We start from the raw sequence: 20,024 nt of genomic DNA on the forward strand, positions 1-20,024 counted from the left end.
TTGCTGGCGCTGATATAGGCTTGTGTAAGCAGAAACTAAATCGCAAAAGCGAAGCGCTTGATATGAAATGCGACATCGATTGCGACAGATTTGAGCAAGGTGCCCAAAATTTACGATTATTTACAAGGCATTAATTGGAAACAGGAGCTGCTATGCGGCTTTCTCATATGCGTCATGCGCCGGCGACATGGCTCCAAAGCTCTGTTGAATACAAATAAAACAGAGAAGGCCTGCCGGGCGGGCTGCGCGGCAGGCCTTCAGCACATGGTACACACGATCTACTTTGCTCCAGCCCAGGATCCGATGCCATTGCGAGTACCGGTCTTGGTGTCGGAAGCTTCAGGCCAGCCGATATCCTTCTGCAGTTCGATCGGCAGGGAGCGGATAGCGCGCTCGGTCTGGTAGCGGGCGCGTGCCGCGCTGAATTCGGTCGCGATGCGACCAAGGGACGACAGGATAGACATCTCTTTCTCCTTTGGGTTGGCTAGTGCCAGACAGCGAGTTGGCTACTGCGGGTTTGTTTCAACTTCATTTCGTGTCGAATGCAGGTCTGTGTCGAGGTCGTTTCATGGCTGCTCGTGGCAGCTACTGCTTCGATGGAGTTGACTATCCTCCCAATCTGATGTTCAATCAAACGAAATGGAATGATGTTTTGTATCAGAAAAATTGAAGGTCGGTTGCCATGAACGCCCCGCTCAATCATCCGCTGCCACTGCTCGATCTCGATGTTTTGCGCACGTTCGTGGCGATTGCCGAGACCGGCAGCTTCACCACCGCCGCCAATGCCGTGTTCCGCACGCCGTCGGCCGTTTCCATGCAGATCAAGAAGCTCGAGGACATTCTCGGCCGCTCCGTGTTCGCGCGCGACGCTCGCTCGGTGTCGCTGACCACGGACGGCGAGATGCTGCTCGGCTATGCCCGCCGGCTGCTGTCCATTAATCGCGAGGTGGTGTCGAAGTTCATCATTCCCGACATTGTCGGTGTGGTGCGGCTTGGCTCGCCGGACGATTACGGTGAGCGCGTGCTGCCGCATGTGCTGAAGCGTTTCGCGCAGTCGCATCCGTCGATCGCCGTCGACGTCACCATAGACCAGAGCAGCAATCTGCGCCGGCGCATGGACGACCGGGCGCTCGACATCACGCTGTTGACCAATTCCTACAAGACCAGCGCGCTCGGCGCCGAGGTGCTGCTGACCGAGCCGATCGTCTGGGCCGGCGCCAAGGGCGGCTGTGCGCATCTGCGCGAGCCCTTGCCGGTATCGCTGTGGGAAGAGGGCTGCGCCTGGCGTGCCGGGGCGCTCGACGCGCTTGGCCGCGAGGGCCGCAACTACCGCATCGCCTATATGAGCGCGCACACGGCCGGCCAGCGCGCCGCGATCATGTCCGATCTCGCCGTGGCGCCATTGCCGAAGTCGTTCCTCGGCAACGACATGGTCGAACTCTGCCCGAAGGACGGCATGCCCGACATCGGGACCTACAATCTGGCAATGGTGGTGGCGCCGGATGCCAGTGCCCCGGTCAAGGCCGTTGCCGACCACATCCGCGCGACTTTCGAAGTCTTCCGGGAAACCGGCAAGTTCTGACCGGCTGGCAAGGACGATAGTATAGAGCTACTCCGCCGCTTCGGCGGGGCGCTGTTCATGCCTTACTCTCGTATCGTGCACGATCCGGCTCTCCCCGAGAAAGGCGACGATGCGCTCGCGGGCGCGCCGGGCTTCCGGCATGTCGATCAGCGGCCAGACGTGGAACATGCCTTCCTCATAGACAAGATCGATTTCAACGCCGGCTGCGCGGGCTTTTTCGGCGAAGATCAGATTGTCGGGAGTCAAAAGATCGCGCGAGCCGGTCAAAAGCAGCGTTCTTGGCAGCACGGACAAATCTCCATAGACCGGGCTGATGTGCCAATCGCTGGGATCGATGCCGGCACTGTACAGGCGAATTGCCTCTCGTCCGCCAGCTATGCCCAGCCAAGGGTCGTTGCGTTCCGCCTCGAACACTGCGGGATTGGTGAGCGACACGTCGAGACCCGGCGAAATGAGCACATGCCGCGACGGCAGGGGCAGTCCTTCTTCGGCGGCCATCATGGTCAGCACCACAGCCATATTGCCGCCGGCGGAATCGCCCATGAAGACGATGTCTTCGGCTTCCGTCTCGGCGAGCATCTGCCGGTAGACATCGCCAACCATTCCGAACATGGCATGGAAATCGTGTTCGGGAGCGATTGGATAGATCGGCACCGTGATCCCGTAGCCCAGCCGATCCGCCATCTCGGCGATTAGGTGCCAATGATAGGGTGTGATTTCAAAGACATATGCACCACCGTGCAAGTAGAGAATCCGCTTCTGCTCGCCGGTCCTGGGTGCGATTTCGTAGACGGGGAAGCCATCGACCGTATGCATCTCGATGTCGAGACGCTGGTGCAGCGAGGCGGGCGGCCGGTGGTTCTCGGTCTTGCGCGCGGCCGCGATCCAGCGCTGCAGATTTTCCGGACTGGCAAATGCCTGCTTGCGGCTGTGCCGCAGGACAAAAGACACGACATGGCTTTTCAAACTTGGCATGCGGACACGCGAACTTCGGCCAAAGCCGACTAAGAGAACCCCCACTATCTTCGAAGATCGTGCCGTGGCCGAAAATGTCAAGATTCGCGCCGTATCTACACGCTGGTGTGATCCGCGCCGCGATGCTCAGCGGCGCGGCAAAAGTGCGGCACGCAGCCGGTTGCTGGTGGTCGCCGGGGACATGCGTGATCCCCGGCGCATGCCGAGCAATTTGCATTTGTCGGCGAAGGTCATCAGCGCGCGGCGCTCCAGATGGTGTTGATGAGTGCTGCCTTTTCGCTGGATCGCGGCGACACCGGCCAGCCGATGTCCTTCTGAATCTCAGGCGGCAGGCTGTTCAACAAGCGCCGCGCCTTGCTGCGGTCGTGAGCATTCTTGATGGCCGTGCCATAGCGGCCGAGGCTTTCGAGCATTGACATCGTTGTCTCCTCTGGAGCGTTGCGACGGCTGAAAGATATCTCCAGCCTGCCATTCGATGCCGGTTGAATGCGCCTGCCATGTATCTGGCGAATTTCACGAAAACAGCGTTTTGGTTTCCGGATCAAGCGATCCGGAAACATTTGCATGCAAATGAGTTTGGAAAGGCGGTGGCCTGGGCGCGGCCGCTTATTCCCGTCCACGCCTGGCGGCGTGGCCTTCGCGCGAACGCCGTCGGGGAGCGGCGTCGCCGGCAACGCCGTCCTCGCTGACCGTCTTGCGCGGCGGCAGTTTCACCGCTGCCGACAGTTTTGGGAACGGATCGACCTTGTTGGGCAGCGCCATGGCGTAGACGAAATGCTCCTGGAATTTCGGTTCCAGCGCCGTCTCGATCTTCTCGATCTTGCTGACCGTGTCCTCGATCTCGCGGCGGTAGCCGCGATTGAGCAGCGCCATGCGGGCGCCGGCACCTGCGGCGTTGCCGACGGCCGAGACCTTGTCGAGGTCGCAATCCGGGATCAGCCCGAGCACCATGGCGTATTTCGGATCGATGAAGGAGCCGAAGGCGCCGGCGAAATGGATGCGGTCGACATGCTCGGTGTTCTGCTTTTCCATCAACAGCTTGGTCCCGGCATAAAGCGCTGCCTTGGCAAGCTGAATGGCGCGCACATCGGTCTGGGTGATGGTGATCTTCGGCCCATCTTCCGTCAATGCGGCGGAGCCTTCCTTCAGCACATAGGAGAAGGTGCGGCCGTTGGCGGTGACGCGCGGCGAACGGGCCGAAAGCCCGCCGTCGATGACGCCGTCCTCGGAAATGATGCCGGCGAGATACATCTCGGCCACCACCTCGATGATGCCGGAACCGCAGATGCCGGTGACGCCGGTTGCCTGGACGCTCTCCAGGAAGCCCGGTTCGTCGGACCACAGTTCCGAGCCGATGACGCGGTATTTCGGCTCCAGCGTGTCTGGGTCGATGCGCACGCGCTCGATGGCGCCGGGTGCTGCCCGCTGGCCGCCGGAGATTTCGGCACCCTCGAAGGCAGGGCCGGTGGGCGAGGAAGCCGCAACCACCCGCTGGCGATTGCCGAGTACGATCTCGGCATTGGTGCCGACATCGACGATCAGCATCATCTCGTCCTGGCGATGCGGGCCTTCCGACAGCGTCACCGCCGCCGCGTCCGCTCCGACATGGCCGGCGATGCAAGGCAGCATGTAGAGCCTGGCGCCCTGGTTGAGCTTCAAGCCGATGTCGGATGCCTTGATATGCACGGCGCCCGAAACGGCCAGCGCAAAGGGCGCGCCGCCAAGCTCGGTCGGATCGATGCCGAGGAACAGATGGTGCATGATCGGATTGCCGACGAAGACGCTGTCCAGGATGTCGTTGCGCTGGACATTGCCTTCGGCGCAGACCTTGTCGACCAGGCCCGAGATCGCCTCACGCACGGCAACCGTCATGCCTTCGCGACCATCCGGGTTCATCATCACATAGGAGACGCGGCTCATCAGATCCTCGCCGAAGCGGATCTGCGGGTTCGACGTGCCGGACGAGGCGGCGACGCGGCCCGACAGCAGCGATACCAGATGCATGGCGATGGTGGTCGAGCCGATGTCGCAAGCCAGCCCATAGGCTTCGTTCTTGAGGCCGGGCCACAGCGCCACGACGCGCGCTGTCTCTGAGTCGGCATCCTTGTAGATGGCGGCGGTCGCCGTCCAGTTGCCCTTGCGCAGGATGCCTTGCACCTGCGGCAGCAGATGAAAATCGAAATCGAGGCTTTTCAGGCCCCAGTCGTGCATCAGCGCGATCTTCAGGCGGTCGAGGTCGCCAAGCGGCTTGTGCATGTCGGGCTCTTCGATCTCGACATAGCACATGCGGATCGCCGAATCGCGGGCGATGACCCTGGTGTCGGCATCCTTGCGGATGGTCTGCGCGTTGATCACGGTGTCCTGCGGCACGTCGATGACGAGGTCGCCGAGGATTTGCGCCGAGCAGGAGAGGCGGCGCCGTTCGGGCAGGCCGCGGACGCGCTCATAGCGCTCTTCCTTGGCGCCCTTGGGCGTGATGTGGTCGTTGGAAGAGGTGATCTTGTGCTTGGCGAAATTGCCTTCCTGCACTTCGATCTGGCAGCGCCCGCAGGTGGCGCGTCCGCCGCACACACTTTCGACATAGACACCAAGCTGGCGCGCGGCATCAAGCACCGGTGTGCCGACAGGAAACCGCCCGCGCTTGCCGGACGGCATGAAAAGCACGAGCGGATCGGTGATGTTTGCAGGTGAGTTCACGATTGCGCGCTTATCCTCGGCCCATCCGGGCTTCACGGCCGCCACGGCGGCGGCCGCCATTGCCGGCGCCGTCGCCCGGCGCATTGACCTGCGTCGGGGCGGCGACCGCCTGGCCGCCTTCGGCCGGCTTGTAATCCTTGTAGGTTCTGATCCAGTTGGTGCAGTTCTCGTCGGTGCCGTTCAGCACATTGGCGCCGCGCACGGCTTCCATTTCCTGCGGGCGTACCGGGTTCATGATGGCTGATGTCATGCCGGCGCCGATCACCATCGGGATGAAAGCGGCGTTGATGCCGTGGCGATGCGGCAGGCCGAAGGAGATGTTGGACAGGCCGCAGGTGGTGTTGACCTTGAGCTCCTCGCGCAGGCGACGCAGCAGCGCGAACACCTGGCGGCCGGCGTCGCCGAGCGCGCCGATCGGCATGACCAGCGGGTCGACGACGACGTCATGCGCCGGAATGCCGAAATCGGCGCAACGCTGCACGATCTTCTTGGCGACGGCGAAACGGACATCCGGGTCCATCGAAATGCCGGTCTCGTCGTTGGAGATGGCGACGACAGGCACATTGTACTTCTTCACCAGCGGCAGGATGGCTTCGAGCTTTTCTTCCTCGCCGGTGACGGAGTTGACCAGCGGACGGCCCTTGGCAACTTTGAGTGCGGCTTCGATCGCTGCGGTGACGGAACTGTCGATCGACAGCGGCAGGTCGACCAGTCCTTGCACGATCTCCAGCGTCTGCACCAAGAGGCCGGGTTCGGTCTCGTTCGGGTTAACCGAGGTGACACCGGCGTTGACGTCGAGCATGGTGGCGCCGCACGCTGCCTGCTCCAATGCGTCCCTGATGACGGTCTCGAAATTGCCCGCGATCATCTCGGCGGCCAGCTTCTTGCGGCCGGTCGGGTTGATGCGTTCACCGATCACGCAGAACGGCTGGTCGAAGCCGATGATGATTTCTCGTGTCGCCGAAGCGACGATGGTACGGGTCATGAATTCTCTCCGCCGTGATATAAAGATTTCTTTATATCGTTGTCTGTTTTCGTTCAAGCGAATGGGTGGCCGTCCGCGCTTCGCCTCGAGTTAAAGTATGTCGTTGTCCCAAAACCGGTTCCCACTTTTGGGCGACATACATCAGTGCGCGGTCTTCACCATGTCCACCTGCGTTTCGGTAATGTCGTCGTGCAAGATGCTGTCGAGCCGGTCGGCGACCATCTGGTCGTCGCGACGGATCTCACGTTTCCACGGCTGGCGGCCCCTCAGAACGCCCGATTCATCGACGATCTCGGCGACATATTCCTCCTGCCGGTAGGCCATTACGTGAACGCCGGAAACGCCTGATATTTCCTTCACCTCATTGATGATGTCGATGCAGAGCTGCTTGCCTTCCTTCTTCTGGTCCTGGGCGCCTTCCAGCCGCTTGATGACAGAATCGGGGATATGGATGCCAGGCACGTTGGAGCGGATCCATTTGGCCGTCTTGGCCGAGGCCAACGGGCCGACGCCAACCAGGATGAAGCATTTTTCGGTGTAGCCGAGGTCGCGCACCTTTTGCATGTAGGTGCGGAACATCGGCACGTCGAAGCAATATTGGCTCTGTACGAATTGCGCGCCGGCGGCGATCTTCTTGCCCAGGCGATGCGGCCGGAAATCGATCGGCGGCGCGAACGGGTTGATCGCAGCACCCAGGAAAAGCTGCGGCGGCGTCGTCAGCTTGCGGCCGGACAGGAACTTGCCGTTGTCGCGCATGATGCGGCAGGTTTCCAAGAGCGACATGCAGTCGAGATCGAATACCGGCTTGGCGCCCGGCTGGTCGCCAGCCTGCACACCGTCTCCGGTCAGGCACAGCATGTTGGCGACGCCCATCGCGGCCCCGCCCAGCACGTCGCCCTGGATGGCGATGCGGTTCTTGTCGCGGCAGGCGATCTGCATGATCGGCGCATAGCCCATGCGGGTCAGCAACGCGCAGATGCCGACTGACGACATGTGGCAATTGGCGCCCGAGGCGTCGACGGCGTTGATGGCGTCGACCCAGCCGTCGAAGATTTTTGCCCTGTTGTAGACGTCTTCCGGATCGGCGCTGTCGGGCGGGTTGAGCTCGGTCGTCACCGCGAACTCGCCGCGCCGAAGCACGCGCTCCAGCCGGCCGCGCGAAGTATGGCCGGGCAGGGGATCGAGCGGCAGATCGATGCCGGCCGGATTCTCGTCGCGCTGGCGGCCGATCATGCCGATGCCCCGGTGTTTGCCGCCCCATTCTTGGCGGCAGCGGCGGCTTCGCGCGCGGCGGCCGCCTGCGCGGTCACCCGCAGCCAGGCCGAGGTTTCGCGCAGCGACTGGTCGACCGGCTTCTGCACGGCCAGGATCCTGTCACTGTGCACCATGTTCTGCGAGCCTTCCCAGGCCTTGACCCAGACGCAGGGCATATCGGGCTCGACCTCGCAATTGCCGTTGGCGCGGACGCCGCCGCAAGGGCCGTTGCGCAGTTGCTTGGGGCAGTTCATCGGGCACGACATGCCGGTCGACGACAAGATGCACTGGCCGCACATGCGACAGTCGAACATGAAGCCCTTGACGCGCTTCTCGACGAATTTGATCGGCCCTTCGACGCGGCCGTAGCCGATGCCTTTCCACAGGGGATGGAGCGTCAGGAACATGTCGGCGAACTTGCCGTAGAACCATTCGAGCAGGCGCGAGTGCCTGATCGACCACAGCCGGACCGCGAAGGAGCGCTGCACGCGCCGCTGCGGCGATACGTCGGCCGGCTTGTAGTCGGATTTCGGCGCTGCCTTCTTGACCAGAGTGGCTTGGGTAACCGGCTGGACAACCCTTTGGCCATCCTTGGCAGGAATGGTTTCAGACATTTTCTTTGCCGCCTGCCTTGACCAGGGCGACCAGCCGCTCGCGGTCGTATTTCGTGTCGATATCGTTGAATGCCTTCTCGACTTCGGCTTCGAGGTCGTCGCCGACCGGAATTGGATCGGCCTTGCGCCATTCGGCCAGATAGTCGTCGGTGCCGCCGGCGCCGGTGCGCATGGCGCACATGTCGATCGCCTCGGTGAAGCGCAGCGGCAGTTCACGCTTGGCGTTCTGCCTGCCCTTCTTGACGATGATCTGGGCAGGGATGTCGCGCCAGTAGACGACGATCAGATCGGCCATGAATTCTCACTCCTCGATCTGCGAGCATTGCCGGAAGCGCAGTGGGGCCGCTTGTTATGGGACGACGCGCGCGCATTCAAAAGCGACGCATTTGGATGTCGTAAAATGAAAGGTGGGTTTATTCGTTTGCGGCGTGTGCTGGCGGCAGGTTCGACGCGCCGGAAGAGCCAGCGTGCGGCATGCGGATACGGGCGAGGAACTCGCTACCAGATGCCGGTTCTGAGGCCGGTCCAGACGTAGAACCAGATCGTCGGATGATACCACAGCTTCGAAGGCAGGCCGGGATTGATCGTCGTGAGTTTTCCAGCCAGTGCATCGCTGACGGCCTCGACGCAGATGTCGCGCGAGAACGCCGTCTGGCGTAGCGCGTGACTTGAGATGGTGTCGCCTTTTTTCGATCTGCCGCGCGCCTGCTTCAGCACGCCACCAGTGTCGACGCCAGCGTCGACGAGGTGGACAGTCGTGCCGAAATTCTGCGCATCGCCTGATACCAGAGCCCAATAGCCGCCATTCATGCCGCGATATTTCGGCGTGATGCCCGCATGGTAGTTGAGCACCGGGCAGGGCATTTTGCTCAGCATCTCAGCCGAGATTAGTCGGCAACCGTTGAGCAGCACAACGCCTGGCCGGATCTTCTGGATCGCCTGCAGGCACTCAAGCCCATTGGCCGAGGCTACTTGGATGATCTCCTGGCCTGGTCGCGGCTCAACCTCCAGCTTCTCCTCGGCAATCAATCGCGCGCTATGGCCGGCCAGGAATCGCTTGCCCAACCTGCTCAGCACCATCGTGCCAAGCTGGCCCATGGCGGAGATCCAGCCCTGGCGGCGAGCCCGGCCACGCAGCAATTGCTTTTTGGATTCAGGTGTTTCGAGGACAACGCTGACAGGACCGACGCGATCGGCGATTGCATTGATCATAGCCCAGACATGCTGGCCGCCGCCGGTGACGACCAAGATCGGACGCGTACTGGATTCTGATGCTGCCATGGATCTTGCCCCCTCCAAGCAACCCGTTCTCGACAATGGGCGGATGCTAGGGCGTCCGGGTTAATCCTTGGTGATCAGCTCTTCGATGCCCGGTCAGCGCTTGAATTCGATGATATCGAGCTTCGATTCATAGTAGGGCGCCGGGAATTCGATGCGCCATTCCTTGGCGCTGTTACGGAAGGCATAGCCGACCTGGTCGGTTTGCGGGCCGCTGCCATAGGGCTTTGCCGGATCGTCGTTGACATAGAAGGAGCCGAGATAGATCGCGCGTTTCTCGCCATCGTCGAAGAAACGGCCCTTGGTGCGTTGCGAGCCGCTGATCTTTTCCAGCCGCCAGCCGGAACCGTCATCAGTCACCTTGCATTTGAACCAGCCATAGATGACGAGCGGCAGAGATCCGCCGGCCTTGATGGTGCGGCACCGCCAGCTGCCGGTCAGGTCCTTGTCGGAGAAGGCCACCAGCGGTTTTGCCAGCAAGGCGTCGAGTTGCTTGACCTCGGCGGGGTCGCCCGCTTTCGCCTCGGCGAGTGCCACCTTGCGGGTCTCGCCATATTTGTCGAGCCGTGCCTTGTCGGCTGGGGTGATGAGTTTCTGTATCTCGCCATCGGCATGAGCGGGCAGGGCGAAACAGAGGAGACCGAGTGCGGCTATCAAGAGGCGAGGTGTCATCGGTGCGTTTCCACGTTCGAATGGCTGGAGGGCCTGTTGCCTTGTGGCGCACAACTTACCCGTTCTCGATGGCCTGTCATCCAGGGTTGGAGCATAGCGGGTCAAGAATTGCTTCAGGCGTGTGCAGCCGCCTGCGCCATTCCGACCGTCAGGTCGCCATAGCCAGTGGCGCGGCGTTCATAAACGAGACCGAGCATTTTGGCGGCCTTTTCGGCGACCTTGTCGAGTTCCGGATCATTGGTCTGGGCCAGATAGATCAGCTTCTCGTAGTTGCCGAAATAGTCCTTGATCAGTTCCGGGTGCTTGTCGAGGCCGAGCGGCTTCATGAAGAAGGCGTCGAACTGCCGGCAGAGGAAGTCGGTCATGTAGAACGACATCATGTCGTCGTCTGCGACCTTCGCGTAGGCCTCCATGCCCTGGTAGAAGGCGAAGCAATGCGGGCCGGCCATGCGCTCGACGCCATGCTTCTCGCAGACCCTGTCGAGCAGGCCGCCGGTGCCGCAATCGGCATAGCCGACGAAGATGTTGCTGTAGCCTTCGGCCTTGGCCTTTTCGATTGCCTTGTCCATGGCCGGAGCGATGCGGTCCGGGTAGAAATGGAATTCCGCCGGCAGGCAGGTCAGGTCGAGGTGATCCAGTCCGAGCTGTTCCTTGACGGCCAGAATTTCGCGCGCAATCATCCCACAGGCGATAACGAGCAGCCTGTCGTCTTGATTCGGTTTCGTTTTTTGCGTCTTGGCCATGGAACCCGTCGAGCCGGCCTTCGTTGCTGTAGCGCTAATTTATCTATTGAGGGAGACACCGTCCATGAAACTGCTACGCATCACGCCAATTGCCATCTTGACCTGCGCCCTGGCCCTCACGGCTTGTGCGAACACCGTCCGAGGCGTCGGCAAGGACGTCAAATCAACCGCCAATGCGGTCGAGGACACCGTCAACAATCCCTGATCCGCACCCGGCCTTTCTTCATCTGGGAACAAAAAAGCCGCGCTGCAAGGCGCGGCTTTTCCTGTTCTCCGGCCGAATTGGCCAATCAGGCCGAAGCGCGCACATTGTGCTTGCGCTTCATGTAGTCCTTGGCGGTCTCGACCGCCACCGCCGCGTCTCGGCAATAGGCATCGGCGCCGACGGCCTTGCCGAATTCCTCGTTCAGCGGCGCGCCGCCGACCAGCACGACATAGTCGTCGCGGATGCCCTTTTCCTTCATCGTGTCGATGACGACCTTCATATAGGGCATGGTCGTGGTCAGCAGGGCCGACATGCCGATGATGTCGGGCTGGTGCTGTTCGATCGCATCGAGATATTTCTCGACCGCATTGTTGATGCCGAGATCGATGACGTCGAAGCCAGCACCTTCCATCATCATGCCGACGAGGTTCTTGCCGATGTCGTGGATGTCGCCCTTGACGGTGCCGATGACCATCTTGCCCTGCTTCGGCGCGCCGGTGGCGGCGAGCAGCGGACGCAGGATGAACATGCCGGCCTTCATCGCATTGGCCGACAACAGCACTTCGGGCACGAACAGGATGCCGTCGCGAAAATCCTCGCCGACGATGCGCATGCCTTCGACCAGCGCCTCGGTCAGCACCTTGTAGGGCACCCAGCCGCGCTCGAGCAGGATGTTGGTGCCTTCCTCGATCTCTTCCTTCAGCCCGTCATAGAGATCGTCGTGCATCTGCTGCACCAACTCGTCGTCGGAAAGTTCGGAAAGGATGATCTCGTCGTCGGCCATTTGTATCGAGCTCCTGCCGGCATCGCGACGTGCGTCGCAAGGCACAAAATATTCGCGTTCATACCTAACCCGCTGGGGGCAGGTATCCATAGCTGATTTGCGACTTCCCGCAAAAGGAAAGCGACCGTAACTCTCTTGGAATTCTTGTCGATTTTGCGACAGGCGTTGGCGCTGGCGGGCCGTTTCGAATAGGGTGCATGGCTACGATCTGGCAAGAAGCGGCGAGATGCAGCCGCTATGGATTCCAGACAAGAACAGATTCAGGGAAGAACCACCATGAGCGAACACGCGGCAGTCGATCAGGAAGCGTCAAACGCGCGACGTGGGCGTGGCGCCAGTGGCGGGGCTGCAGCCCGGCGGGCAGCACGTTCGGGCGGTGGCCCGGGTACGCAGCTCACCTACATCAAGCGCAAGATCAACGTTTACGAGGTGCTGGACGAGGAAGGCCTGGCGCTGATCGAGAAGAACACCGACACGGTGCTCGAGGAGATCGGCATCATCTTCCGTGATGACGCGGAAGCGCTGCAACTGTGGAAAGAGGCCGGCGCCGACGTCAAGGGCGAGCGCGTGCACTTTCCGAAGGGGCTGTGCCGTTCGCTGCTCAAGACCGCGCCGTCCGTCTACACCCAGCATGCGCGCAATTCCGAGCGTTCGGTGCAGATCGGCGGCAATGCCACCGTCTTTGCGCCGGTCTACGGTCCGCCCTTCGTGCGTGACCTCGATGGCGTCAGGCGTTATGCGACGATCGAGGATTTCCAGAATTTCGTGAAGCTCGCCTATATGGCGCCGTCGATCCACCATTCGGGCGGCACGGTGTGTGAGCCCGTCGACGTGCCGGTCAACAAGCGCCACCTCGACATGATCTACAGCCACATCAAATATTCCGACAAGCCGTTCATGGGCTCGGTGACCGCGCCGGAACGCGCCGAAGACACCGTCGCCATGGCCAAGATCGTCTTCGGCGACGATTTCGTCGAGAACAACACGGTGCTGACCAGCCTGATCAACGCCAACTCGCCGATGGTGTTCGACGAGACCATGCTCGGCGCGCTGAAAGTCTATGCGCGCCACAACCAGGCCTGCATCGTCACGCCGTTCATCCTTGCGGGCGCGATGAGCCCGGTGACGGTGGCCGGCACGCTAACGCAGGTCCTGGCCGAAGTGCTGGCCGGCGCCTCGTTCACGCAGTTGATCCGTCCCGGCGCGCCGGTGCTGTTCGGCACCTTCGCCTCGTCGATTTCGATGCAGTCGGGAGCGCCGACCTTCGGCACGCCGGAGCCGTCGCTGGTGTCTTATGGCGCCGCACAGCTGGCGCGTCGGCTGGGCCTGCCGTTCCGCACCGGCGGCTCGCTCTGCGCGTCCAAGGTTCCGGATGCTCAGGCGGCCTATGAAAGCGCCAACACGCTGAACTCGACCATCCTGGCCGGCACCAACTTCGTGCTGCACTCTGCCGGCTGGCTCGAGGGCGGGCTCGCGTCCTGTTATGAGAAGTTCATGATGGACATCGATCAGCTCGGCATGACGCAGAAGTTTTCCGAGGGCGTCGACCTGTCGGAAAACGGCCAGGCGATGGACGCCATCCGCCAGGTCGGCCCCGGCAGCCACTATCTCGGCTGCGACCACACCCAGGCCAATTTCCAGACCGCCTTCTACCGCTCCAACATCGCCGACAACAATTCCTACGAGCAGTGGCTGGCCGAAGGCGAGAAGACCGCGCCGCAGCGTGCCAACGAACTTGCCCGCCGCTGGCTGGAAAGCTACGAGGCGCCGTATCTCGATCCGAGCATCGACGAAGCGTTGCAGGACTTCATCGCCAAGAAGAAGGGGTCGATGCCCGACGCCTTCACTTGAAAGGAGCCCGAGTCAGGCGGGGCTAAAGTCGCCAACATCATCCACAAGGAAGTCTGGCGGAGCGCGTTCTCCGATCCGGTCAAGAAGGAATGATTGCCGCGGGGCGCCGGGTTGAGGACATCGCGACCGTGCTTTCGGCCCATGGCCTCATCCTGCGCGGCGGCTTCAAGTGCGGAGCGAGCGAAACCCCGTTTGCCGACCTCTCAGGTGCTCCCGTCAAATCCGTCCTGCTGGTCGGGCAGGCGGGTGCAGCGCCTTGGCCGCATTTCCTGCGCTGGATCGACAAGCAATCGCAGACCATCGCCAATCCGCTCGACACGTGGTCGCGCGAAGTGATCGGAGCCGTGGCCGAGGCATTCGGGGCGCGAGCCGTTTCCCCTTCCGACAGACCTTATCTGCCGTTTCAGCAATGGGCGATGCGGGCGGAGGGACTGAAGCCGTCGCCGCTCGGCATCCTCATGCATCCGCAATACGGGCTATGGCATGCCTATCGCGGTGCGCTGCTGTTCGAGGACGAGCTTCCGATTCAAGCCGGCGAAACGGCGCCTCACCTTTGCGATAGCTGCGTCGAGAAACCTTGCCTGAAATCTTGTCCGGCCGACGCCTATTCCGCGCAAGGATTTGCTTATCAATCCTGCCTGACGCATGTGCGTGGAGCCGGCGGCTCGCCTTGCCGCAGCGGCGGCTGCCTTGATCGCAATGCGTGCCCCTATGGCACGGAGTATCGCTATCCGCCGGAGGTTCAGGCCTACCACATGGCGAGCTTCGCACGAGCCACCAACTGATCCATTCCCATTACGTGGTGCTCGTTCGCTTCGAGCATCTTGACGGCAGTTAGAAGCAAGCCTATTCATCAAGTCATCTGATGACTTGATGAATAGGCCGATGCAACCTGCTATCCGAACCAATCTCACCGACAGCGCCACCGAGAGCCTGCGGGCTGAAATCGTCAGCGGCCGCTGGGGTGTCGGCGAGCGTATCCCCAACGAGGCAGCTCTGACCGACCTTCTGTCGGTCAGTCGGGGCACCGTCCGCGAGGCGGTGCGGGTGCTGGTCTCGCAGGGGTTGCTGAATACGCGTCAGGGCTCGGGCACCTATGTGCGCTCCGCCGTCGATACTTCTGCCGCGCTTGACCGGGTCAAACGCAGCGGCTTGCGCGATCAGTGGGAGGCGCGGGCGGCGCTGGACCTCGAGGCCGCGAGGCTCGCCGCCTTGCGTCACACGCCAGCCGACCTCGAGCGGATGCGGCAATTGCTTGCCGCGCGCGGCACCGTCGCCGACGGCGGAAGCGAAGCCTTCATCCGGCGCGATCTTGCTTTCCACAAATCCGTCGTCGCGGCGTCCGGCAACAGGGCGATGATGGAGCTCTATGACTTCTTCACCGCCGCCATCACCGAGACCATCCATGCCACCATCGACGGCGATCTGCCCGAACCGGACCACCAGGCGCATGCGGCAATCGTCGACGCCATTGCCGCGAGCGATCCCGAGCGCGCCGTTGCCGCCGTCCGAGCCTTCATGGCGCCGGTGCTTGCCCAACTTGAAAGACTGCTTTCGCAATGAACCAGAGTTTTCGTCAGCCTGATCCGAAGGCCGAGGTCGAGGGTCTGGAACTCATCGATGCCGAGGCCGACAGCCTGCCCATGCCGCAGCCGCCTGAACTGCGCAGCCGTGCGGCGCGCATCGTGCTTGGCGCAAGCCTTGTGCTGATCGCCTTCAGCTTGAGGCCGCTGTTTTCCAGCCTGTCGGTGCTGTTGCCCGAGGTGATGCAGGCAACCGGTCTTTCGACGACGGGCGCGAGCCTGCTGACGACGCTGCCCGTCCTGTGCCTCGGCCTGTTCGCGCCCTTCGCGCCAAGGCTTGCGCAGCGCTACGGGGCCGAACGCACTTTACTGGGTGCACTCGCGCTGCTGGTGCTGGGAACAGGGCTGCGCTGGTTCGGTACGGTTCCCCTGCTGTTTGTCGCCACCTTCCTGGCCGGCGGCTCGATTGCCATCGGCAATGTGCTGCTGCCGGGCCTGGTGAAGCGCGATTTCGCCGACAGGGCCGCTGTCATGACCGGGCTCTACACCATGGCGCTCTGCGCCGGTTCGGCCGCCGCCGCGGGCTTCACGCTGCCGATCGAGCATTTTGTCACCGGTTCATGGTCCGGGGCACTCGCTGCTTGGGCGGTGCCTACATTGGTCGTGCTTTTGATCTGGATTCCGCAGGCGCTGGGCAGCCGTCGGCAGGTCAGTCATCGCGGCTTTCACGTCGTCGGGCTTTGGCGCGATCGCCTGGCTTGGCAGGTGACGCTGTTCATGGGGCTGCAGTCGGCACTTGCCTATTGCATCTTCGGCTGGCTGGCGCCGATCCTGCGCGAGCGCGGCTTTGACGCGGCCACCGCCGGTGCGATGGTTTCGGTGTCGGTGATGGCGCAGGTCATCACGTGCCTCGCCGTGCCATCCTTTGCGATGCGGCTGAAGGACCAGCGCGGCATCAATGTGGCGCTCGTTGCCACGGCGGTGATCGCGCTGCTCGGCATTCTCTTTGCGCCGACCTCGACGGTGCTGTTCTGGGCGGTCCTGCAAGGCATTGGGCAGGGGGGCCTTATCGCGGCTGCCATGAGCTTGATCGTGCTGCGTTCGCCGGATTCGCATGTCGCCGCGCATCTTTCAGGCATGGCGCAAGGCGTCGGCTATGTACTGGCGGCATTCGGCCCGCTGCTGGTGGGCCTGATCCGCGATTGGACCGGCAGTTTTTCGGGGACGGCGTTCCTGTTCGTCGCGCTCGGGCTTGGCGTAGCCATCATGGGGCTCGGTGCCGGCCGTGCGCTGCATGTCGGCGCGCGGACCGTGCGCGAGGGCGAGCAATAGCGTCAAGCAATCCTGCACGAAATGTTGACTGTCAGGTTCAGGGAACGCCTTGCCGTATCGGCTTGGCCGGATATGTATCGCGCATCAATCGAACGGAGCGGGCGATGACGAAGCAGGACCTGCAGATCAAGACCAGGGATGGCGTTGCCAAAGCAGGGCTTTTTCACTCGGCAAACGCATCTCCTGCCAAGGCCGGCGTCATTCTCTATCAGGACGCCTTCGGTCCGCGACCGGCGCTCGACAGCCTGGCCGAGCGGCTGGCGAATGAAGGTTATGCGGTGCTGGTGCCCGACCTGTTCTACCGCAACGCGCCTTACGGGCCGTTCGACGCCAAGACCGCGTTCGTCGAGGAAAAGACCAAGACAGCGCTGATGGCGCTGGTCACCGGCACGACGCAGGAGATGACCATCAGCGACAGCGGTGCATTCCTCGACGCGCTTGCGGCGGAAGGCATCACCGGGCCGATCGGTACCGTCGGCTATTGCATGGGTGGCGGCCGGGCACTGAATGCGGCTGCAACCTATCCCGACAGGATCAAGGCGGCGGCAAGCTTCCATGGCGGCAATCTGGCCAGCGACGCCGCCGACAGCCCGCATCGTAAGGCAGCCTCCATCAAGGCGCGCGTCTATATCGGCATGTCGGGTGTCGACAGAAGTTTCCCGCCGGAACAATCGATGCGATTGGAGGAAGCGTTGCGGGTTGCGGAAGTCGACCACGTCATCGAGAACTATGCCGGCATGGCGCATGGCTGGTGCGTGCCCGATCATAGCGTTTTCAATGCCGCGGGTGCCGAACGCCATTGGAAGCGGCTGACGACGTTGTTCGCCGAGACGCTGATCTAAGGTCAGGGGTCGCGCCCCTGAGCAGGACGCTACGTGACTTTGAACCAGAATGGCAGCCGATGCGGCGAAGAGTGAGCGATGCTTGCCCTTTCGACGGCGGCAGATGACTGTTCACCTTGCCGCCGCCGGATCAGGCTGCGCCTAGGCGTTTGCCTTGCGATAGGCTGCTACGACAAGCCAAATTGCGGAGAGCAGAAAGTAAAACGCGCCGAACCCGGCATAAGGGGCGATGTCCAGAATCGTCGGCGCAGCCGTGCCGAGGGATCGGCTGATCATGAAGCCGCCAGCGAGGGCCGACTGCGCACCACTCAGGATCATCGCCCATTGTGCGCCTTGGTAGCGCCAACGCTTTAATCCCGTGTTCAGCTGTAGCAGGCCCGAGAGGATCGCCCAAACCCCAAACACGGCCAGAACGGCATACATGCTGTTGGCGACCGCCACGATGACAGCGAGCGTCGTTATCAGGCTGACCACGACGTTCAATGCCTGGGACGAGTTGGCTTTCAGGCCGCCATTTACCCTGGCGTCAACCAGATTGGCGAGGGCGTCCCATGCGGGGTAGATCACGAGCAGAAGCGCGGTGGGACCGGGTTGCCCGTTGAATAGGATGGCGGCAGCAACCCAGGCGATAGAAAATATGGCGCGTACGAAATAATAGGATCGTAGCCATCCGGAATGGGTGAAAGATTGGTTTTGCATCGGCAGATTCCTTATTGCTATCTACCTATTAGTAGGTAGCCAAAACCTCTAAGTCAACCCGATCTCCGGACACCTCCCTGTGAGAATCGGGAACGATGCATAACCTTGACAGTTCGCCTACCAGAAGGTAGGCAGCGATATGGAATCAATGGCTTCGACTTCAGAAAAGATCCTCGATGTCGCGCAGTCTCTCATCGTCGCGGGAGGCTACAACGGGTTCAGCTATGCCGATATCTCGGCTGCCATCGGGATCAGGAAGGCGAGCATCCACCATCATTTTCCGACGAAGGCCGAGCTGGTTTCGGTGCTGGTGGATCGTTACAGGCGGCAGGCCGAAGTGGGTTTGGAGTCTCTCCGGGGAGAACTCTCAAGCCCTGCTGAACAACTGCAGTCCTACATGAACTATTGGCGGACATGCATTCGCGATGCCTCGCCGTCCTTCTGCGTCTGCGCGATGCTCGCCGGCGAGATGCAGATGCTGCCGGAAGAGGTCGCATCACGCGTTCGTGCCCATTTCCAAAATCTCGCGGGATGGCTTACGTCGGTGCTGCGGGCTGGAATGGAGCAGGACTTGTTCCGCTTGAACAACCGGCCGGAGGAGGAGGCCCAGATGCTGATGGCATCGGTTCATGGGGCAATGCTGTCCGCGAGGGCTTTCAGTGATCCCGGGCTGTTCACCACAATCGTCACCCTCCAGATCACCATGCTGCTGGGACGGAATTGCTAGAAAACTGTCGGGCCAAAGTGGTATCAGGCAGCACAAATGGCGCGGCCCCATGTGAGTGGGTCGAGCGGAAACGAATAGCCTGATGCAATCCTATGATGTCGTGATCATCGGCGCGGGTGCCGCCGGAATGATGTGCGCCGTGGAGGCGGCCAAGCGCGGCCGTTCGGTGCTGATCCTCGATCATGCGGCAATGCCTGGCGAGAAGATCCGCATCTCCGGCGGCGGCCGGTGCAATTTCACCAACATCCATGCCAGCCCGAAGAATTTTCTGTCGGGCAATCCGCATTTCTGCATTTCGGCGCTCAGCCGCCACACGCAGCGCGATTTCATCGCCCTCGTCGAACGCCACCGCATTGCCTATCACGAGAAGACGCTTGGGCAGCTGTTCTGCGATGGCTCCGCACGCCAGATCATCGACATGCTGGTCTCGGAAATGCGGGGCAGGGGCGTGGAGCTGGCGCTCTCGGCCAGCGTTGAGGATGTCCGCAAAACCGTGGAGGGGTTTGCGCTCACCCTCTTCACAGGCTTGGTTACTTGCCAGTCGCTGGTCGTGGCCTGCGGCGGCAAGTCGATCCCCAAGATGGGGGCGACCGGTTTCGGCTATGAGCTTGCCGAACGGTTCGGCCTTGCTGTTGTCGAAACGCGGCCGGCGCTGGTTCCGCTGACCTTCGACGCAAACACGCTCGAGCGGCTGGCGCCGCTGGCCGGCAATGCCGTGGACGCGGAAGTCGCCTGCGGCAAGACGCGGTTCTCCGAAGCGATGCTGTTCACGCATCGCGGCGTCAGCGGACCGTCCATCCTGCAGATCTCGTCCTATTGGCGCGAGGGCGATGAAATCCGCATCGCCATGCTGCCGGGAGTTGACGTGGCGGACCTCATCCGCGTGGCCAAGCGAAGCAATGGGCGGCAAGCGGTACAGACGGTGCTGGCAAATCATCTGCCGAAGCGGCTTGCGCAGTCGATCGCCGAGCGCACCGGGATCGACGGCAACCTTGCCGATCTTTCCGACGCCCAGATGAAAACCATAACTGCCGCAGTCAATGACTGGCGCATCAAGCCTGCCGGCTCGGAGGGCTACCGCACCGCCGAAGTGACGCTGGGCGGGGTCGACACCAACGGGCTGGACCAGAAGACGATGCAGGCGAAATCCGTGCCGGGCCTGTTTTTCATCGGCGAAGTCGTCGATGTCACGGGTTGGCTGGGCGGCTATAATTTCCAGTGGGCATGGTCATCGGGCTGGGTGGCGGGGCAGGCGGCCTAG

General features: G+C 62.0%; 22 protein-coding genes. 9 read left to right on the plus strand and 13 right to left on the minus strand.

The genetic code is table 11. The annotated features are described in order from the left end of the window. Positions 1 to 278: 278 nt before the first annotated feature. Positions 279 to 464 carry a hypothetical protein gene (locus NKJ00_RS07615; protein WP_013531162.1) on the minus strand — a complete coding sequence of 62 codons (186 nt, stop codon included), beginning with the start codon at positions 462 to 464 and terminating at the stop codon, positions 279 to 281. Positions 465 to 682: 218 nt separating this feature from the next. On the opposite strand from NKJ00_RS07615, the gene NKJ00_RS07620 reads away from it, so the two are divergent. Continuing rightward, complete coding sequence (locus NKJ00_RS07620) at positions 683 to 1,582, plus strand: LysR substrate-binding domain-containing protein (protein ID WP_127291815.1); 900 nt, start codon at positions 683 to 685, stop codon at positions 1,580 to 1,582. A gap of 27 nt (positions 1,583 to 1,609) precedes the next feature. On the opposite strand, the gene NKJ00_RS07625 is transcribed toward NKJ00_RS07620, so the two are convergent. The 10 genes from NKJ00_RS07625 to NKJ00_RS07670 all read right to left on the minus strand — a co-directional run bounded on the left by NKJ00_RS07625 (position 1,610) and on the right by NKJ00_RS07670 (position 10,800). Beyond that, positions 1,610 to 2,557, minus strand: a complete 948-nt coding sequence (locus NKJ00_RS07625) for an alpha/beta hydrolase (RefSeq protein WP_128304386.1) — start codon at positions 2,555 to 2,557, stop codon at positions 1,610 to 1,612. A 233-nt stretch (positions 2,558 to 2,790) separates the two neighbouring features. Next, a complete protein-coding gene (locus tag NKJ00_RS07630) occupies positions 2,791 to 2,970 on the minus strand; it encodes a hypothetical protein (protein WP_348629751.1) in 180 nt (59 codons plus the stop codon). 193 nt (positions 2,971 to 3,163) lie between these two features. Further along, positions 3,164 to 5,314: an ASKHA domain-containing protein gene (locus tag NKJ00_RS07635; RefSeq protein ID WP_352552491.1), complete on the minus strand. Its 2,151-nt coding sequence runs from the start codon at positions 5,312 to 5,314 to the stop codon at positions 3,164 to 3,166. Beyond that, on the minus strand, positions 5,265 to 6,239 hold the full coding sequence (locus NKJ00_RS07640; RefSeq protein WP_023812319.1) for a methyltetrahydrofolate cobalamin methyltransferase: 975 nt from the start codon (positions 6,237 to 6,239) through the stop codon (positions 5,265 to 5,267). Before NKJ00_RS07640 ends, NKJ00_RS07635 begins: the two co-directional genes overlap by 50 nt. A 141-nt stretch (positions 6,240 to 6,380) precedes the next feature. After that, positions 6,381 to 7,472 (minus strand): methylenetetrahydrofolate reductase, encoded by a 1,092-nt coding sequence (locus NKJ00_RS07645; protein WP_352629336.1) that lies wholly within the window; start codon positions 7,470 to 7,472, stop codon positions 6,381 to 6,383. Further along, a complete protein-coding gene (locus NKJ00_RS07650) occupies positions 7,469 to 8,107 on the minus strand; it encodes a methylenetetrahydrofolate reductase C-terminal domain-containing protein (protein ID WP_352629338.1) in 639 nt (212 codons plus the stop codon). The genes NKJ00_RS07645 and NKJ00_RS07650 overlap by 4 nt, the downstream gene beginning before the upstream one ends. After that, complete coding sequence (locus NKJ00_RS07655; protein ID WP_027034742.1) at positions 8,100 to 8,402, minus strand: virulence factor; 303 nt, start codon at positions 8,400 to 8,402, stop codon at positions 8,100 to 8,102. The genes NKJ00_RS07650 and NKJ00_RS07655 overlap by 8 nt, the downstream gene beginning before the upstream one ends. Before the next feature lie 203 nt (positions 8,403 to 8,605). Then, positions 8,606 to 9,388, minus strand: a complete 783-nt coding sequence (locus tag NKJ00_RS07660) for a formyl transferase (RefSeq protein ID WP_352439866.1) — start codon at positions 9,386 to 9,388, stop codon at positions 8,606 to 8,608. Between the two features lie 93 nt (positions 9,389 to 9,481). Then, entirely contained in the window at positions 9,482 to 10,057 is a 576-nt protein-coding gene (locus NKJ00_RS07665) for a DUF4893 domain-containing protein (protein WP_352439867.1), read from the minus strand. A gap of 113 nt (positions 10,058 to 10,170) precedes the next feature. Further along, on the minus strand, positions 10,171 to 10,800 hold the full coding sequence (locus NKJ00_RS07670; RefSeq protein ID WP_352439868.1) for a DUF1638 domain-containing protein: 630 nt from the start codon (positions 10,798 to 10,800) through the stop codon (positions 10,171 to 10,173). A 64-nt stretch (positions 10,801 to 10,864) separates the two neighbouring features. Between NKJ00_RS07670 and NKJ00_RS07675 the strand changes: the two genes are divergently transcribed. Continuing rightward, positions 10,865 to 11,005, plus strand: a complete 141-nt coding sequence (locus tag NKJ00_RS07675) for an entericidin A/B family lipoprotein (protein WP_023812312.1) — start codon at positions 10,865 to 10,867, stop codon at positions 11,003 to 11,005. 85 nt (positions 11,006 to 11,090) lie between these two features. On the opposite strand, the gene NKJ00_RS07680 is transcribed toward NKJ00_RS07675, so the two are convergent. Continuing rightward, a complete protein-coding gene (locus NKJ00_RS07680) occupies positions 11,091 to 11,789 on the minus strand; it encodes a cobalamin B12-binding domain-containing protein (protein ID WP_023812311.1) in 699 nt (232 codons plus the stop codon). A gap of 276 nt (positions 11,790 to 12,065) precedes the next feature. Between NKJ00_RS07680 and NKJ00_RS07685 the strand changes: the two genes are divergently transcribed. The 5 genes from NKJ00_RS07685 (at position 12,066) to NKJ00_RS07705 (ending at position 17,337) form a co-directional block, all read left to right on the plus strand. Next, positions 12,066 to 13,640 carry a trimethylamine methyltransferase family protein gene (locus NKJ00_RS07685; RefSeq protein ID WP_023812310.1) on the plus strand — a complete coding sequence of 525 codons (1,575 nt, stop codon included), beginning with the start codon at positions 12,066 to 12,068 and terminating at the stop codon, positions 13,638 to 13,640. An 89-nt stretch (positions 13,641 to 13,729) separates the two neighbouring features. Further along, positions 13,730 to 14,425, plus strand: a complete 696-nt coding sequence (locus NKJ00_RS07690; RefSeq protein WP_352439869.1) for a hypothetical protein — start codon at positions 13,730 to 13,732, stop codon at positions 14,423 to 14,425. A gap of 100 nt (positions 14,426 to 14,525) precedes the next feature. After that, positions 14,526 to 15,203, plus strand: a complete 678-nt coding sequence (locus tag NKJ00_RS07695) for a FadR/GntR family transcriptional regulator (RefSeq protein ID WP_128304376.1) — start codon at positions 14,526 to 14,528, stop codon at positions 15,201 to 15,203. Next, positions 15,200 to 16,495 carry a CynX/NimT family MFS transporter gene (locus tag NKJ00_RS07700; protein ID WP_352439870.1) on the plus strand — a complete coding sequence of 432 codons (1,296 nt, stop codon included), beginning with the start codon at positions 15,200 to 15,202 and terminating at the stop codon, positions 16,493 to 16,495. Before NKJ00_RS07695 ends, NKJ00_RS07700 begins: the two co-directional genes overlap by 4 nt. Before the next feature lie 104 nt (positions 16,496 to 16,599). Beyond that, positions 16,600 to 17,337, plus strand: coding sequence for a dienelactone hydrolase family protein (locus NKJ00_RS07705; RefSeq protein WP_352439871.1), 738 nt, complete (start codon positions 16,600 to 16,602; stop codon positions 17,335 to 17,337). 141 nt (positions 17,338 to 17,478) lie between these two features. Here NKJ00_RS07705 and NKJ00_RS07710 read toward each other — a convergent pair whose 3' ends face one another. Beyond that, positions 17,479 to 18,036: a DUF308 domain-containing protein gene (locus NKJ00_RS07710; protein ID WP_352629343.1), complete on the minus strand. Its 558-nt coding sequence runs from the start codon at positions 18,034 to 18,036 to the stop codon at positions 17,479 to 17,481. Between the two features lie 139 nt (positions 18,037 to 18,175). Here NKJ00_RS07710 and NKJ00_RS07715 point away from each other — a divergent pair, with 139 nt between their 5' ends. Next, entirely contained in the window at positions 18,176 to 18,763 is a 588-nt protein-coding gene (locus tag NKJ00_RS07715) for a TetR/AcrR family transcriptional regulator (RefSeq protein WP_023812304.1), read from the plus strand. Positions 18,764 to 18,845: 82 nt separating this feature from the next. Further along, on the plus strand, positions 18,846 to 20,024 hold the full coding sequence (locus NKJ00_RS07720) for a BaiN/RdsA family NAD(P)/FAD-dependent oxidoreductase (protein ID WP_023812303.1): 1,179 nt from the start codon (positions 18,846 to 18,848) through the stop codon (positions 20,022 to 20,024).

This window comes from Mesorhizobium sp. M0227, assembly GCF_040321855.1.
In the GTDB taxonomy this organism is placed as follows: Bacteria; Pseudomonadota; Alphaproteobacteria; order Rhizobiales; family Rhizobiaceae; genus Mesorhizobium.